Below are 14,234 nucleotides of genomic sequence, written 5' to 3'. Positions count from 1 at the left end.
CGCTCGCAGCAACGAACGACGACGGCCGGCGCTTGGGTCTAGCGTGGCAACTCAGGCAACGGCAGACGACCTAAGCCGAGCTTCCGGTTCGCCGTGCGCCTCCAGCAGACGTTTGAGCTGCTGGCGCATGACCAGCCCTGGCTTGTCCGAGGGCATATGCAGCTCCTCACCGCTGGCGGTGTCGAGGGGTACATCGTAGTTGGTCGACTCGAGGATGAACTTGTCCTCGCCGGTGACTTCACGATCGAAGGCGATGATCCCGGCAGCCGGCGAGTCGGCTTCGCTGTCGCTGCGATAGACGAACTGACAGATCTGCGAGGTGGCATCGTCGATTGGCGTCGCCCAGGTCACGATGGCGTGCACCACCCCGTTGGGATACGTGATCTGGAGCTTGCGGCCGAACGGCAGGTACCAGCGGCTGCGCATATCGCGCTCGGTTTCGTCGCTGTCCATGTTCAGCGCCTTCTTTTGTGCTTCCGGGTTCTTGACCGGCGCGATGGCGTGCATATGGAAACCGTCGACGACCTCGTCGATGGCCAGCTTGGCCGGCACCGGGTCCTCGGCCTTGCCGAACGTGTTCTGGTGCACGAAAGAAAAATGTGCGTTGTCGAACGAGTTCTCCATGATGCGCAGCCCGGCACAAGACCAGGGTTCGTAGAACTCGTGGAACATGCGATAGCCTTCGCGTTCGGCCTCTTCGAACTCAGGGATGTCGAAGAGCGGTTCGTCTAGACAGACCCAGGCATAGTCGTAGCGGGCCTGGCAGTGGTAGGCCGCGACCTTGCCACGGGCCGGCCGGTCAGGCGTTTGCGGAATCTTCACGCAGGCGCCGGTCGCGTCGTAACACCAGCCATGGTAGCCGCATACGATCTGGTCGCCATCGACCCAGCCCCGGGACAGCTGGGCATGGCGATGGCAGCAGCGATCGGCCAGCGCGACCGGCTCGTCGGACGTGTTCTTCCAGAGCACAATATTTTCGCCGAGCAGCGTGAAGGGTTTCGGGCCGTCGTCGAGTTCGCCGAGCGGCATGACGGGATACCAGAAACGGCGCAATACCGGTTGTTGAGTCACAAGCATCTCGATGGTCCTCTTGAGCTTGGATACGCGCTGTGCCGGACGCGATGGGTTTTTGCGCGAAGCCGGAATCTGCGCTTCGCGACGCGGGCCGGCGCGGGTGTGCCGCGCGCCGGCCTCATGCTTCAGTCGGGCTCGTCGTTGCCGAGCATCTCTTGTGCCTTGTTGACGAAATCGAGCGTGTAGACCTGTTTGTAATCGGTATCGGCGGGCACCATGCCCACGTTGGTCATGAAATCGAAGGTCTGTTTCCAGCGCTCGTCAGTCATCGTGCCGATGCCGGGATTGCCCGTGTCGCCGCCGGTAATAAGACCGTATTCCTTCATCTTGTCGATACCGAAGGCAATCTGTTCGTCGCTCATATCGGCATTGGCCTGCTGGATGTGCTTGTTGCCCTCGGTCGGATCATCCAAATAGTGCTGCCAGCCCACGATCGTGGCGGTCACGAAACGCTGCACGACATCCGGGTTTTCTTCGACCATTTCGCGGGTGGTGGTAATCGTGTTGCCGTAGGGCGGATAACCGTTGTCGGCAAACAAGAGAATGGTCGGCTCAAAATCGGCCTGCTGTTGCACGGCGAACGGCTCGGATGTGACATAAGCCTGCTGGGCCAGCTCCGGGTTGTTGATGAACGGGGCCACGCTAAACGAATATGGTTGTTTCTGATCGCCGGTATAGCCGTATTTCGACTGTAGCCATGGCCAGAACGTCGTATCCGCATAGGACGACACCGCAATGGGATGGCCCTTGAGATCAGCCAAGGTCTTGATATCCGGATGCGCGAGCAACGCCTGCGGATCCTTCTGAAAGATGGCGCCGACGACGACCGCTGGCAGACCATCGCCGGCGGACTTCAGCGCGCGCACGCCATAGCCCATGATGAAATCGGCCTTCCCCGCGAGCAGCAGCTGCAGATTGTTGACCTGCGGCCCACCCATATCGACCGTCACGTCCAACCCGTATTTTTCGTAAGTCCCGTCGGCAACGGCCTGGTAGTAGCCGCCGTGCTCGGCCTGGGCATACCAGCTGGTGGTGAAGGTTACCTTGTCGAGTGGTTTGTCTTTTTCGGCCGACGCACTTTGCGACGAGTTGGCATTGCGATCGTCCGATTGGGTATCTGACGACTCGCCGCAACCGGCCAGCAACGTCAGCAGCAGCGCCATGACGATAAGACGCAGGACGCATCGATTCGAAAAGGCAGCGGATTTAGTTTTCATGGGTGAAGTGTTCTGCATGTCGCTATGAATCCCTGTGGGCCCGTTTTCATGGACGGTTTTATTGCGGGGCGTCCGGATTGGCATCGGCGTGTGCCTGCTGCACGAACTTCAGCGTGTAGGCCTTCTTGTAATCGACGTCGGCGTCGACCATGCCGGCTTCGCGCATGAAGTTGAACGTCTGTTGCCAGCGTGCGTCGGTCATGATCCCGATGCCCTGTTCGACGGCGTCACCCCCGGTGACTAGCTCGTATTCCCTGATCTTGTCGACGCCAAAGTCGAATTGGCCGTCGCCCATATCAGCATTTTCTTCCTGAATCAGTTTCTTGGCCTGTGCTGGGTCATCGAGAAACGATTGCCAGCCTTCAATCGAAGCCGCCACGAAGCGTTGCACCACATCCGGGTGATTCTCGACCATGTCGCGCGTGGTCGTGATGGTGGTGGAGTAAGCGGGATAGCCGTAATCTGCGAACAAGAAAATTTCTGGCTCGAAATCCGCTGCCTGCTGGACCGCATAAGGCTCGGAGGTCACATAGCCTTGCTGCGATAGATCGGGATTGGCGATGAAAGGCGCGACGCTAAACTGGTAGGGCTGTTTCTGACCGCCCGTAAACCCGTATTTTTCTTCCAGCCAAGGCCAATACGTCGTATCGGCACTGGCCGCCACCGCAATCGGTTTGCCCTTGAGATCGGCCAACGACTCGATGTCGGGATGGGCCAGAATCGCCTGCGGGTCTTTCTGAAAATAAGCGGCGACCGTAACCACCGGCAGATCCTCGTTGAGCGAATTGATCGCCCGGATACCGAACCCCACCACGAAATCGGTTTTGCCAGCGAGCAGGAGCTGCAGGTTGTTGACCTGCGGCCCGCCCATGTCGATCGAGACATCAAGGCCATGATCGGCATAAATACCGGCGGCGACCGCTTGGTAGAAACCGCCGTGTTCGGCCTGCGCATACCAATTCGTGGTGAGGCGGATTTTCTTCGATGCCACGCCACTGGAAGCTTGATCGGCATGTTCTGCCGCGTTCGTGCCAGCTGAGGGGCTCGTATCAGCTGTGGCCTCATCAGAAGATGGGCCACACCCGACCAATATGAGCACGCACAGACACAGTGCAGTTGCCAGGCTGTGACCGCACATGATGACCGAAAACGGACCAGAGTTATTGCGAGTGATCAATGTAGAGCCCTGCCAATGCGCAACGTTGTATACATGGCGACACCTAATGCAACGGCTGTGCCAGCTGGGCGCCAGCAGCTACAGGGCAGTTATGCTGGGGATCGTCGCCACCATGCCCGCCCGACCGATGGATTATTAATCCGGCACCAAAGCAGCTGACGATCTCTGCTGCCGGCAACACCGCGTCAACTGGAGGCTGACATCTATTTATCATCCTGCTTCAACACGCCCCCTAAGACGGCCCGATCAGCGGCGCAGGCTCCGGCTCGACTTGGCGTGCGAGCCTGGCCACACGCGCGCCCAGTGCCCGTGCAATCGCCAGTTCGTTGGCATCGACTTCGCGCCGGCCGTTGAACGTGGTCACCGCACCTGCACCCAGCGGCGAGCCACCGAAGCGGGTTTCGATCAGCGCTTCGACGCTGTGTGGCACGCCGGCTACCACCATGCCGTGCTGGAACATCGTCATAATCAGCGACAGCAGCGTGGTTTCATGCCCTGAATGCATCCCGCCTGTGGAAGTGAACGCGGCGCCGACCTTGCCGATGAGCGCGCCTTCACGCCATAACGGGCCGATACGTTCGAGAAACGCCATCATTGGCCGGGTCATATGGCCGAAACGAGTCGGCGAGCCCATCACAAGCGCGTCCGCGGCACGAATATCTTCCAGGCTTGCCACCGGAATACCGTCGATGGTGCGCTGGGCCTGAACGTATTGATCACGCTCGCTATCCACGCCGACTTCAGGCTCGAACCCGGCGGCCATGTACAGCACGCCATCGGCGTTTTCGTCGCCGCAGCCCGCCTGCATTGCCTGGGCCAGCGCCAGCGTGCTGCCATAGCGCGAGTCGAACACGATCGCGATGCGCGGCGCGGCCCGGCTCATCGGGTGGGCTCAGCCGATGGTTTCGTACCGGCTGTTTTCGAGCGGCGCGTCATCAAACCTAACCTGCGTACTGGCGGGTCGGCCGTTCGAAGCCGAAGTCGCTGCCGTCGGTGACGTGAACCTCGTCCTCCCACGGCAAGCGGTATTCGCCCGCCACCATGTCTTTCATATAGGTATAGGGGCAGTCGGTTGCCCCACCTTCGACCGCAACATAGCCGCGATGGCCGAACTGGTAGGGATTGTTCTCCACGCCCCAGAGGCGACGTGCTTCGTCAATCCGGTCGGGCCGGATTTCGGCGGTGACGATATGGTCGGCTACGGCGTTGCCCATGGCCAACGGCCGCCCATCGAAGTCGATGATCTGGCCCTCACCCATGGAATTGAAGGTGCCGTCGCTGCCGGCCAGACAGACATTTGCGGTCGCCATGAGATTGGTGAACGCATTGGCCTGGTTGGTGATTGTCCAGGAATGGTTGATCGGCTGAGTATAGCCGGCCGTGCGCAGCATGATGTTTGCCCCCTTGTAGGCACACTCGCGCGCCATTTCGGGGAACATGCCGTCGTGGCAGATAATCAGCGCGAGCTTGGAGCCGTTGGGCCCGTCGCACACAGGGATACCTAGATTCCCCGGCTCCCAGGGCTCGACCGGGGTCCACGGATGCAACTTGCGATAGAAAAGCTTCTGTTCGCCCTTGTCGTCGAAAATGAGACCGGTGTTATAGGGGTTGCCGTCCGGGTTGTATTCCATAATGGAAAAACAACCCCAGATCTCGTTGTCGATACAGGCCTGACGCATGGCCGCGACTTCCGGGCCATCCACAGCGCACATGATCTCGTCGCGGATATCCATCGACAGCCCGTGCAGCGCGTATTCCGGAAATACCACGAGATCCATGGTCGGCATCTGCCGACGAGCCTTGGCCACCAGCTCGCAGACGCGTTCTGTCTCGGCGGTGAGTTGGGCCTTGGTCTCGACCTTGGGTAGCTGTTTCTGCACCACGCCGACGACCACACCGTTGGGGGATTTATTGAGTCCGCCGAGTCCGCTCATGTGTCTACTCCGGGCCGGCCACCGCCGGCATATTCATTGGGTTGGATCAATCGCTCGCCCCGGCTAGCGCCGCGGCGAAGGTGCGGGCAGCACAAGCTGCCCCGAAAATGCCCGACTGCATGGTCGTCATGCTGATACAGGCGTCGCCGTAGCGGCCCGGGTCGGTCGCGCGCACGGCGTCGTCGAGCAACAGGCAATCCAGGCCACGGTCGTTGGCCGAGCGCATGGTCGCGTGCACAGCACCGTCGGCCGACAGTCCGGCCAGTACCAAGTGCGTGACTCCAAGCGTACGCAGGATCAGGTCGAGATCACTGGCATGAAACACATCACGGCCGGGATGCTCGACGACCACCTCGCCCGCGGCTGGCGTGCAGCGGGAAAGGAACTGCCAGGCATCATCACCGCGTACGAGCGCCGCCTCGCCGATGCCGGCCGCGGGATCGGCACCTGCACGGCGTGCGGACGCCGCCACGATTTCCGGCCTTTCGCCCTGGCGCGCATGAACAACGCGCAAACCGGCATCGCGCGCGCCGGCGATGGCGGTTTCTATAGCTTCTACAACATCGACCATCCCAGGCGCGCCGAGCCGCTGCGTTTGCACCTGCTGGCAATCGATCACCAGCAGCGCCGCCCGATCGCGTTCGATCGGGCCGAACGGCGGCCACTCGTAGGGCGCCGCCGGTACGCGCAACGCCGTTTGTGCTGGCGCCATCATTCGAACACCACCGGGGCGAACCACTGAATGAGCACGCGACAGCCTTCGGGGCTGGCCACGCTATGGGCCGTGCCTTTCGGGTTGTAGACATAACTGCCGGCCGGATATACGCCCGATTCATCCTGCTGGCTGCCTTCAAGCACGAAGATATGCTCGTCGCCAGAATGGCGGTGCCAAGGCACGCTCGCGCCGGGTTCGTAGTCCAGCAACGCGATACGGGGCGTGTCGTCGTAGCCCGGCTGTAGCACGTAGACATGCACGCCCTCGCGCAGAACCTGCCAACCTGGGCCGGTCCGTTCGCCGACATCGGGGATCACGAAAGTCTGGGGTTGATCTGTCATAGATATCTTTCAATAACCGGTCATTTTCTGGCCGATGCCGCGGCGATCGGCCTGCTCGCGCGTGCATTCGTGCACCGCTCGACCTTCGAAGAGCACGACCAGCCGGTCGGCCAGGGTGAGCAATTCGTCCAGGTCTTCGCTGATCAGCAACACGGCCGTACCGGCGTTGCGGGCATCCATGAGCTGGGCATGAATTTGGGCGACCGCCGCCACGTCGAGCCCGAAACAGGGATTGGTCACCACGAGAATGTCGACATCCTCGCCGAGTTCGCGTGCCAGTGCGGCCCGCTGGACGTTGCCGCCCGACAACGACGCCATGGGCAGGCGCGGTTCTCGCGGTTTGACGTTAAAACGCTCCATGAGCGTTGCGGCTCGCCGCGCAAGCGGCGCACCGCGCATGAACAGCCCGCCCAGACTGTATTCGGGCCGGTCGAAATGCCGAAACGCAAGATTGTCGGCGACGCTCATATCGGGCACACAGGCGTTGCGCAACGGCTCTTCCGGCAAACAGTGCATACCGTGACGTGAGATCTCGGCACGGGTACCCGAATAGACTTCCTCGTGGACCTGGATACGCCCGGCCATGGCCCGGCGTTGACCAGCCAGCACCTGTGCCAGCTCGGTCTGGCCATTACCGGACACCCCGGCCACGCCAACGATCTCGCCCGCAGCCACGGTCAGGTTCACATCATCGAGCGCGCGCACGCCGCGGTCGTTGTCGGCGCTGAGATTTTCGATTCGCAGCAACACGTTATCGGCAGCGGTTGGCGCGCGCTCCGGGCTCTTGGCTATCTCGACCTCGCCGATCATCATTTCGGACAGCGCATCGGCATCGAGCGCGCCAATTTCGTCGTCGCCGGTCACACGCCCGCCACGCAGCACCGTGACGCGATCGGCATAGGCAAACACCTCGCGCATCTTGTGGGTGATCAGAATCACCGCGAGATCCTGATCGCGCGTCATCTCGTGTAGCGTGCCCAGCACCTCGTCGGCCTCGTCCGGCGTGAGCACCGACGTCGGCTCATCGAGAATGAGAATCCGCGGGCCGAGGCAGAGCTGCTTGATGATCTCGACTTTCTGTTTCTGGCCGCTCGACAACGAACTGACCGTAACATCGAGATCGGCATCGAACGGTAGCTCATCGATCTGCTGGGCAAAGCGTGCACGCTCGGCCTTCCAGTCGATGCGCCTTGCCGATACGCCGTTGCGATCGGGCACGGCCAGGACCAGGTTTTCGAGTACGGTCAGATTGGGGGCGAGCGTGAAATGCTGATACACCATGCCCACGCCGGCCGCATGCGCATCGCGCGGGCTGCGTAGCACGCGCTCGCGCCCGCCGATCATGATCTGGCCACTGCTGGGCCGATGAAAGCCGGCCAGGCATTTCACCAACGTGCTCTTGCCTGCACCGTTTTCGCCCAGCAATGCATGGATGCCGCGCGGCGCGACCCGGAGCGTCACGTCGTCAAGCGCGCGGGTGGCACCGAACACTTTGCCCACGCCCAGCGTTTCCAGGATCGCTCGGCTGGCCGCTCGTTTGTCGTTCGATACCGTCATGACGAGGAATTGATGCTCAGATCGCCCGGGGCGCCGGCCAGCGCGCGATCGCGCGAGCTGGCGGCGATCATCACGATCAGCGTGAGCAGATAAGGCGTAGCGTTGAACAGGTAATAGCCGGTGGATATACCCACCCCCTGCAATGCCGGGCCGAGCGCCCCGGCGCCGCCGAACAACAGCGACGCATACAGACATTTGATCGGGTCCCAACGCGCGAAGATCACGAGCGCGACGGCCATCAACCCCTGGCCGCTCGACAGCCCCTCGTTCCAGCTCCCCGGGTAATACAGCGATAGAAACGAACCGCCCACGCCGGCGAACGCGCCGCCCACCGCCGTGGTCAATAGCCGGATGCGTTTCACATCCAAGCCGACCGCGCGCGCTGCATCGCGGCTATCACCCACCGTGCGAATGGCAAGGCCGATACGCGTCGAGCGAAACATCCAGGCCATCACGAACGTCAAAATCACGCCGATGATGAACAACGCATTCACGTTGAGCGCGGCCCGTACCGCCCGCGAATCGCTCCAGGCGCCCAGGGCCAGGCCGGGCAACTGGGGCGCGCTCGGCTGGATCAGCGGTTTACCCAGAAAGAACGCCAGCCCCACGCCGAAGATCATCAACGCAATACCGACGGCGATATGGTTGACCCGCGGCAGCCCGCAGATCACGCCGTGCAACGCACCCATCACCAGGCCCACGCCGGCCGCGCCAGCTACGCCCAGCCACGGCGAGCCGGTCAGAAACGAAATGCCGTAGGCGATCATCGCCCCCATGACCAGCGTGCCTTCGAGACCGAGATTGATACGTCCGCTCTTTTCGGTCAGGCATTCGCCGAGGCTCACGAACAGAAACGGCGTACTGGCACGCACAGCGCCGGCTAACAGCGCCAACGGCACGCCCCACCACCCCAGATCGGCTGCACCTTCCATATCAGTTCGCCTCCTGGACGCGGATCGGGAAAATACGCCCGCGCAAGCTTTCACTGGCAAGCAGCAACATGAACAACGTGCCCTGCAATACGGTGGTAGTGGCATCCGGCAATTCGAAATGGCGTTGCAGCAAGCCACCGCTGGCCTCGATACCGCCGAGCAGAATCGCGACCGGCACAATCATCGCCAGGTTCTGGCGCGCCAGAAACGCCACCAGAATGCCGACGTAGCCATAGCCTGCAACCAGAGACTCATTGGCCCGACCGTGCACCGCAGCCACCTCCACCATGCCGGCTACGCCTGCCGCCGCACCCGCAAGAAAACCCACGATCAACGTGATCCGGGCGACAGCTAGGCCGTTAAGCTGGGCAGCACGCACGTTGCCGCCGATGATGCGCGCGGCAAACCCGAACGTCGTATAACGAAACAGCACGAACAACAGCGCACAGGCGATCACACCGTAGGCCAGCCCCCAGTGCACCGACATGCCCGGCATATCGCCCAGCATGTTCGCGCTGCCGATCGACGGCGTGGACGGCTTGTTGAGACTGGCCGGATCATGCAGCGGCCCGCCCACGAGCCACAGCAGTAACGCGATCGCCAGGTAATTGAGCAACAACGTGCTGATGGTTTCATTGACGCCGCGGTAGTGGCGCAAGGCCAACGCGCCGGCGATCCACAACCCGCCGGCCACGGCTGCCGCGACAAACATGCCGACCTGGACCGCCAACGGCGCGACACCATTGAGCGAAATACCGGCCGCCGCGGCGGCCACGCCGCCAATCACCAGCGCGCCTTCGTTGCCGATCACCAGCAGCCCAAGACGTGCCGGCAACGCCGTACACAAAGCCGCCAGCATGAACGGGGCCGCCCGTGTGAGCGTGTTCTGCCAGGAGAACCAGCTACCGAACGCGCCGAGATAGATATCGTAGAACACGCCGGTAGGCGGCGCGCCAGCGGCCGCCACGAACAACGCGAACAGCAGCGCCGTGGCCGCAAACGTGGCCAAGATAAGCACCACGCTCTCTGCCGCCAGACGCAGGCCGGGATGGCTCGTCATCGACTAGAAACCTGCAATAGATCAAAAAGACGCCCGCGCACTCGCCTAGGAACACGCGGGCCGTGTACGGCAATCGCGATCAAGCGCTCGTGGAACCGATCACGCCTTCGACCAGATAATCCATCTTCTCAAGCTGGATATCGGTCTGTTCGCGCTCCTGGCCGGCCGGGATCACGACATTGCCGCGGTTGTCCTTGAGCTCGCCCTTGTAGATCACGCCCTCGCCAGACATGAAATAGGCGATGGCCTCGTCGCCGGCCTTGCGCGCGGCATCGGTTACCGCCGGGCCATAGTCCGAAGTCTTCACGAAACCATCCTTGAGCCCGCCGCGATACAAATGCGGCCAATCCTTGCCGGCCTTCTGCCACTTCACGAAACGCGGATAGATTTCACCCCAGTTCCATTCCGCGCCGGTCAGATATTGCTGAGGCGCCAGCGGCGACTGGTCGACGTGATAACCGGTCACGTACGCGCCGCGTTCCGCTGCGGTCTGGCTCACAACCTTGGGGCTATCCACATGACAGGTGATCACGTCCACGCCCTGGTTCACCAGACTGTTCGTAGCTTCGGCTTCCTTGACGGGCATCGCCCAGTCGCCGGTAAAGATCACCTGAGTGGTGATCTCGGGATCGACCTTTCGAGCGGCGAGCGTGTACGCATTGATATTGCGCAGCACCTGCGGAATAGGCTTGGCCGCGACGAACCCGAGCTTCTTGGTCTGGGTCATATGCCCGGCCACCGTGCCGGCGACATACTGGGCTTCATCGATATAGCCGAAATAGCTGCTCGCGTTTTCCGGGTCGCCCTCTTCGTACAAGCCGCCCGCATGCAGGAATTTCACGTCCGGATATTTTGGCGCGATCTTCTTGATGTGCGGGTCGTAGTAACCGAACGAGGTCGGGAACAGCATCTGTGTGCGGTCGAAGTTGATCATGCTTTCCATGACCTTCTGCACTTCCAGCGTTTCCGGCACGCCCTCCTGCTCGTAAATCTTCGTGCCGTCCATCGCCGCGATTGCCGCCGCGCCTTCGGCATGGGCTTGGTTATAGCCGAAATCGTCCTTCGGCCCGACATAGATAAAACCGATGGACAATGTATCTGCAGCCCATACAGCGGTGGGCACCAGCCCGCCGACCAGGCCGAGGCCGCCCAATCCACCCGCGGCTTGCAGCAGGCGGCGACGGGAAATGCTCGTTCGATGGTCTTTCATGAGGCCTCTCTTGAAACAGCGATAGAGCGAGCCGCGCCGAGCGGCGGCCGCGATTCGATAAGAGAGACGATGCATCGAGCGTGCCAATATCGCCCCGTTGCATACAACGCACCCAAGTCAAAACAGCGTCATGGCATGGCACTGGTTGGGTTCGCACGATTACTCAAGGTGCTGCACACAGCGGGGGCGGGGCGCTTTCTGTTCGAAGCACCATCGAGACGCATCGTTGCGTGCATCATAACCGGGCAAGCGCACCATCCCCGCGCATTGGCGGTGAGCCAATACGCAACGCATACTGCCGCCCACCATTTCCTGGCTGACGCTCCATGCCCCGAATTCAGACGATCGCCGTATTCTGTGGTTCCAACACTGGCCGCGGCGACCGCTATACCGACGCCGCCGCCGCCCTGGGCAGCGCTATCGCCCAAGCTGGCCTGGGTATCGTCTATGGCGGTACGCACAAAGGCCTTATGGGCGTGCTCGCAGATGCCGTGATCGATGGCGGCGGCCATGCGCACGGCGTGATTACCGAACGTCTTCATAACAAGGGCCATAGCCATCCGCGCCTGCACGAAAGCGAAATTGTGCCCACCATGCGTCAGCGCAAAGCCCGAATGGCCGAGCTGGCCGATGCATTCATTGCCCTGCCCGGCGGCATCGGCACGCTAGAAGAGTTCATGGAAGTCTGGACGCTCAACCAACTCGGCGAGATCGACAAACCTGCCGGCCTCTATAACATCGCCCGCTTCTACGACCCACTCATGGCCCTGATCGACCATATGATCGCAGAGTCCTTCCTACCCGCGGCTCATCGCGAATCCATCGTCGTCGATGGCGACCCCGGCTCGTTGATTACCCATCTAGAGGAATTCGAGCGAGTAAACGTTTCGAAATGGCTTTGAAGCAATCCGGCCAAGAATAATCTTCGAAGCCACATGCAGCGATAAGGGCGTCGTGCGCACTCTAGCCTGAATGCGAACGCTCGCTTTACTATTCAGACGCGGCTTGCCGCGCGAGTAGCTCGAGCTGCCAGCATCACTTCTGGCCAAAACCGGACCTTGTTGTCTCGGCCTATTCACACAGTTAAGCGCTTCGCTACTACGGGTCGAATTAGCAGCCATCACCGCTTCATCGCATCCAACGCCCCCACCACTTGATTCGCAAACCGAGCCGCGGCGACCGATAGGCTGCGGCCTTTGAGCTGGGCACAGACCATGGGTGCGGCCGAGATATCGCGTTCGTCGATGGGGCGGGCAACCAGGCGTGGATCGACCTGGGTGTCAGGCGCGCCGATGGCCACCTGGAAGCCGATGTTGCGGGTATGAGCGAGCAGGCCGCGCATCAATTCGAAGGAGTCGGTTTCAGCGGCGACGGTCACCGGCACCGAGCGCGTATCGAGCACGTTATCAATGAGTGCCCGCGTGGCGAGCGTGGCGCGCGGCAAAACGAGCGGATAGCTCAGACAATCGCCCAAACGCAGTGATGCACGATCGGCCAGCGGGTGCTCGGCATCCATCATCGCCATCACGGGTTGGGCGATCACGACCAGCGGCAGAAGCTCGGCCGTGCGCAGCGGCGAAATCACAAGCGCCAGATCGGCTTCAAACGCGGTAAGCGCGCGCATGGCTTCGCCGCGGTCGGTGATACGCACGTTGAAGGACACCCCCGGGTGGTCTTGTTGAAATGCGCGTACCTGATGGGGGAGAAAACCACCTGCCACGGCCTGACTCGCAACAATTTCGACATGACCCCGTTTTAGGCCTTTAAGACTTTCAATCTCGGATGCATACGGTCCAGATCGGCCAGATGACGGCGCACATAGCCCAGAAATATCTCGCCAGCGGCGAGCAGCCGCATGCCCCGGGCGTGGCGCTCGAACAATGGTGTGCCGAGCTCTTTTTCGAGATCGTGAATCCGCCGGTCCAGCGCGGAGGGCGTGATATAGAGCTGCTCGGCAGCGCGCCGGATCGAGCCGGCGCGTACGACAGCGTCCATATAACGAAAATAACGAAAATGCTTCATGGGACGCTCTTGGTAAGTAACTACATCGAAAATGGCGCTTTACAGCCCGACTCGCCGAGCTCATGCGCCGTGGCAATGCATTGTTACCCAACGCAGCTCGGCCACATCCATAGCGTTGACTTTTCTGCAACACGCTAGCAGAAATAAAGCAATAGTCGTCGACGCTCACCTTTGCGAGGCTGTGCCCATCGCTCACAGATGGCTCATGTCATGGCTGACTCCCACACGACAAAAGAGCACCGTCACGCCATACCCGCGTGGCCCAGCGACGCGGATGGCGTTTCGCTGGTTCGCGAAGCGCTTGCGCCGCGGGCACGACGGCTGACCGCTGCGCCAGAGCCCGTCACGATCGATGCGGCGCGTACGGCCTTAATCGTGGTGGATATGCAGAACGATTTCTGTCACGACGACGGCTGGTTCGCCAGTCGCGGCGTGGATCTCACCGCGATTCAGGCGGTGGTGCCACAGGTACGCCGCACGATCGACGCCGCCCATGCCCACGGCATGCCGGTCGTCTTTCTGAACTGGGGCGTACGTGCCGACGCGCTGGACATGAGCCCCGGCCAGCTTGCCTTTGGCCAGATGTTCGGCCGCGCCACGGGTTATGCCGAACCGTATCGTGCCGGTGGCGAGCCGGCGCTGGTAACCGGTACCTGGGGCGCGGCCACGATCGATGCGCTCGCGCCGACCGATAACGACATCGTGGTGCACAAGAACCGCTTCAGCGGCTTCTGGCATAACGAACTCGACGCCGTCCTGCGTCGCCTGGATATCACCACGCTGTGTTTTACCGGCGTGAATACCGACCGCTGCGTGCTCGCCAGCCTGATGGACGCAACGTTCGCAGGCTACGACGTGGCGCTCGTCGACGATGCCACCGCCACGCCCTCACCGGCGGACGTACGCGAGGCCGCCTGCACGATCGTGCGCCAGATCTATGGTTTTACCACCACTGTCGACGCCTTCGTCGACGCCCGATAACCCCCTTTTCGAGG

Annotated in this window: 15 protein-coding genes; 2 read left to right on the top strand and 13 right to left on the bottom strand. The window is 61.7% G+C overall.

All coding sequences use genetic code 11. The features are described 5' to 3' along the window. Nucleotides 1-51: 51 nt before the first annotated feature. From SSPSH_RS06465 to SSPSH_RS06415, 11 genes are all read right to left on the bottom strand, one after another. Entirely contained in the window at nucleotides 52-1,077 is a 1,026-nt protein-coding gene (locus SSPSH_RS06465; protein WP_006912869.1) for an aromatic ring-hydroxylating dioxygenase subunit alpha, read from the bottom strand. Nucleotides 1,078-1,199: 122 nt separating this feature from the next. Beyond that, nucleotides 1,200-2,291 carry an ABC transporter substrate-binding protein gene (locus tag SSPSH_RS06460; protein WP_244263495.1) on the bottom strand — a complete coding sequence of 364 codons (1,092 nt, stop codon included), beginning with the start codon at nucleotides 2,289-2,291 and terminating at the stop codon, nucleotides 1,200-1,202. Nucleotides 2,292-2,349: 58 nt separating this feature from the next. Then, entirely contained in the window at nucleotides 2,350-3,282 is a 933-nt protein-coding gene (locus SSPSH_RS06455) for an ABC transporter substrate-binding protein (RefSeq protein WP_006912867.1), read from the bottom strand. A gap of 418 nt (nucleotides 3,283-3,700) precedes the next feature. After that, the gene (gene wrbA / locus SSPSH_RS06450; RefSeq protein WP_006912865.1) at nucleotides 3,701-4,351 is read right to left on the bottom strand and encodes an NAD(P)H:quinone oxidoreductase; all 651 of its coding nucleotides are present in this window, start codon (nucleotides 4,349-4,351) and stop codon (nucleotides 3,701-3,703) included. A 58-nt stretch (nucleotides 4,352-4,409) separates the two neighbouring features. Beyond that, on the bottom strand, nucleotides 4,410-5,402 hold the full coding sequence (locus tag SSPSH_RS06445) for a formamidase (RefSeq protein WP_006912864.1): 993 nt from the start codon (nucleotides 5,400-5,402) through the stop codon (nucleotides 4,410-4,412). 46 nt (nucleotides 5,403-5,448) lie between these two features. Beyond that, complete coding sequence (locus SSPSH_RS06440) at nucleotides 5,449-6,117, bottom strand: cysteine hydrolase family protein (protein WP_021031509.1); 669 nt, start codon at nucleotides 6,115-6,117, stop codon at nucleotides 5,449-5,451. Then, a complete protein-coding gene (locus tag SSPSH_RS06435) occupies nucleotides 6,114-6,458 on the bottom strand; it encodes a cupin domain-containing protein (RefSeq protein WP_006912862.1) in 345 nt (114 codons plus the stop codon). The genes SSPSH_RS06440 and SSPSH_RS06435 overlap by 4 nt, the downstream gene beginning before the upstream one ends. Before the next feature lie 9 nt (nucleotides 6,459-6,467). After that, nucleotides 6,468-8,015, bottom strand: coding sequence for an ABC transporter ATP-binding protein (locus SSPSH_RS06430; protein ID WP_006912861.1), 1,548 nt, complete (start codon nucleotides 8,013-8,015; stop codon nucleotides 6,468-6,470). Then, the gene (locus tag SSPSH_RS06425) at nucleotides 8,012-8,947 is read right to left on the bottom strand and encodes an ABC transporter permease (RefSeq protein WP_006912860.1); all 936 of its coding nucleotides are present in this window, start codon (nucleotides 8,945-8,947) and stop codon (nucleotides 8,012-8,014) included. Before SSPSH_RS06425 ends, SSPSH_RS06430 begins: the two co-directional genes overlap by 4 nt. 1 nt (nucleotide 8,948) lies before the next feature. Continuing rightward, nucleotides 8,949-10,007 carry an ABC transporter permease gene (locus SSPSH_RS06420; RefSeq protein WP_006912859.1) on the bottom strand — a complete coding sequence of 353 codons (1,059 nt, stop codon included), beginning with the start codon at nucleotides 10,005-10,007 and terminating at the stop codon, nucleotides 8,949-8,951. A gap of 79 nt (nucleotides 10,008-10,086) precedes the next feature. Next, nucleotides 10,087-11,217 carry a BMP family ABC transporter substrate-binding protein gene (locus tag SSPSH_RS06415; protein WP_021031507.1) on the bottom strand — a complete coding sequence of 377 codons (1,131 nt, stop codon included), beginning with the start codon at nucleotides 11,215-11,217 and terminating at the stop codon, nucleotides 10,087-10,089. Nucleotides 11,218-11,543: 326 nt separating this feature from the next. Between SSPSH_RS06415 and SSPSH_RS06410 the strand changes: the two genes are divergently transcribed. Then, nucleotides 11,544-12,119 (top strand): LOG family protein, encoded by a 576-nt coding sequence (locus SSPSH_RS06410; protein ID WP_006912857.1) that lies wholly within the window; start codon nucleotides 11,544-11,546, stop codon nucleotides 12,117-12,119. A gap of 218 nt (nucleotides 12,120-12,337) precedes the next feature. On the opposite strand, the gene SSPSH_RS06405 is transcribed toward SSPSH_RS06410, so the two are convergent. Beyond that, the gene (locus tag SSPSH_RS06405) at nucleotides 12,338-12,937 is read right to left on the bottom strand and encodes a LysR substrate-binding domain-containing protein (RefSeq protein ID WP_021031506.1); all 600 of its coding nucleotides are present in this window, start codon (nucleotides 12,935-12,937) and stop codon (nucleotides 12,338-12,340) included. A 35-nt stretch (nucleotides 12,938-12,972) separates the two neighbouring features. Then, nucleotides 12,973-13,239 carry a LysR family transcriptional regulator gene (locus SSPSH_RS19170; RefSeq protein ID WP_021031505.1) on the bottom strand — a complete coding sequence of 89 codons (267 nt, stop codon included), beginning with the start codon at nucleotides 13,237-13,239 and terminating at the stop codon, nucleotides 12,973-12,975. A gap of 210 nt (nucleotides 13,240-13,449) precedes the next feature. Here SSPSH_RS19170 and SSPSH_RS06400 point away from each other — a divergent pair, with 210 nt between their 5' ends. Further along, complete coding sequence (locus SSPSH_RS06400) at nucleotides 13,450-14,220, top strand: cysteine hydrolase family protein (RefSeq protein WP_006912855.1); 771 nt, start codon at nucleotides 13,450-13,452, stop codon at nucleotides 14,218-14,220. Nucleotides 14,221-14,234 lie beyond the last annotated feature (14 nt).

Source organism: Salinisphaera shabanensis E1L3A (assembly GCF_000215955.2).
GTDB classification, from domain to species: domain Bacteria; phylum Pseudomonadota; class Gammaproteobacteria; order Nevskiales; family Salinisphaeraceae; genus Salinisphaera; species Salinisphaera shabanensis.
Note: the sequence above shows the minus strand (reverse complement) of the source record. Positions and strands in the feature narration are given on the sequence as shown.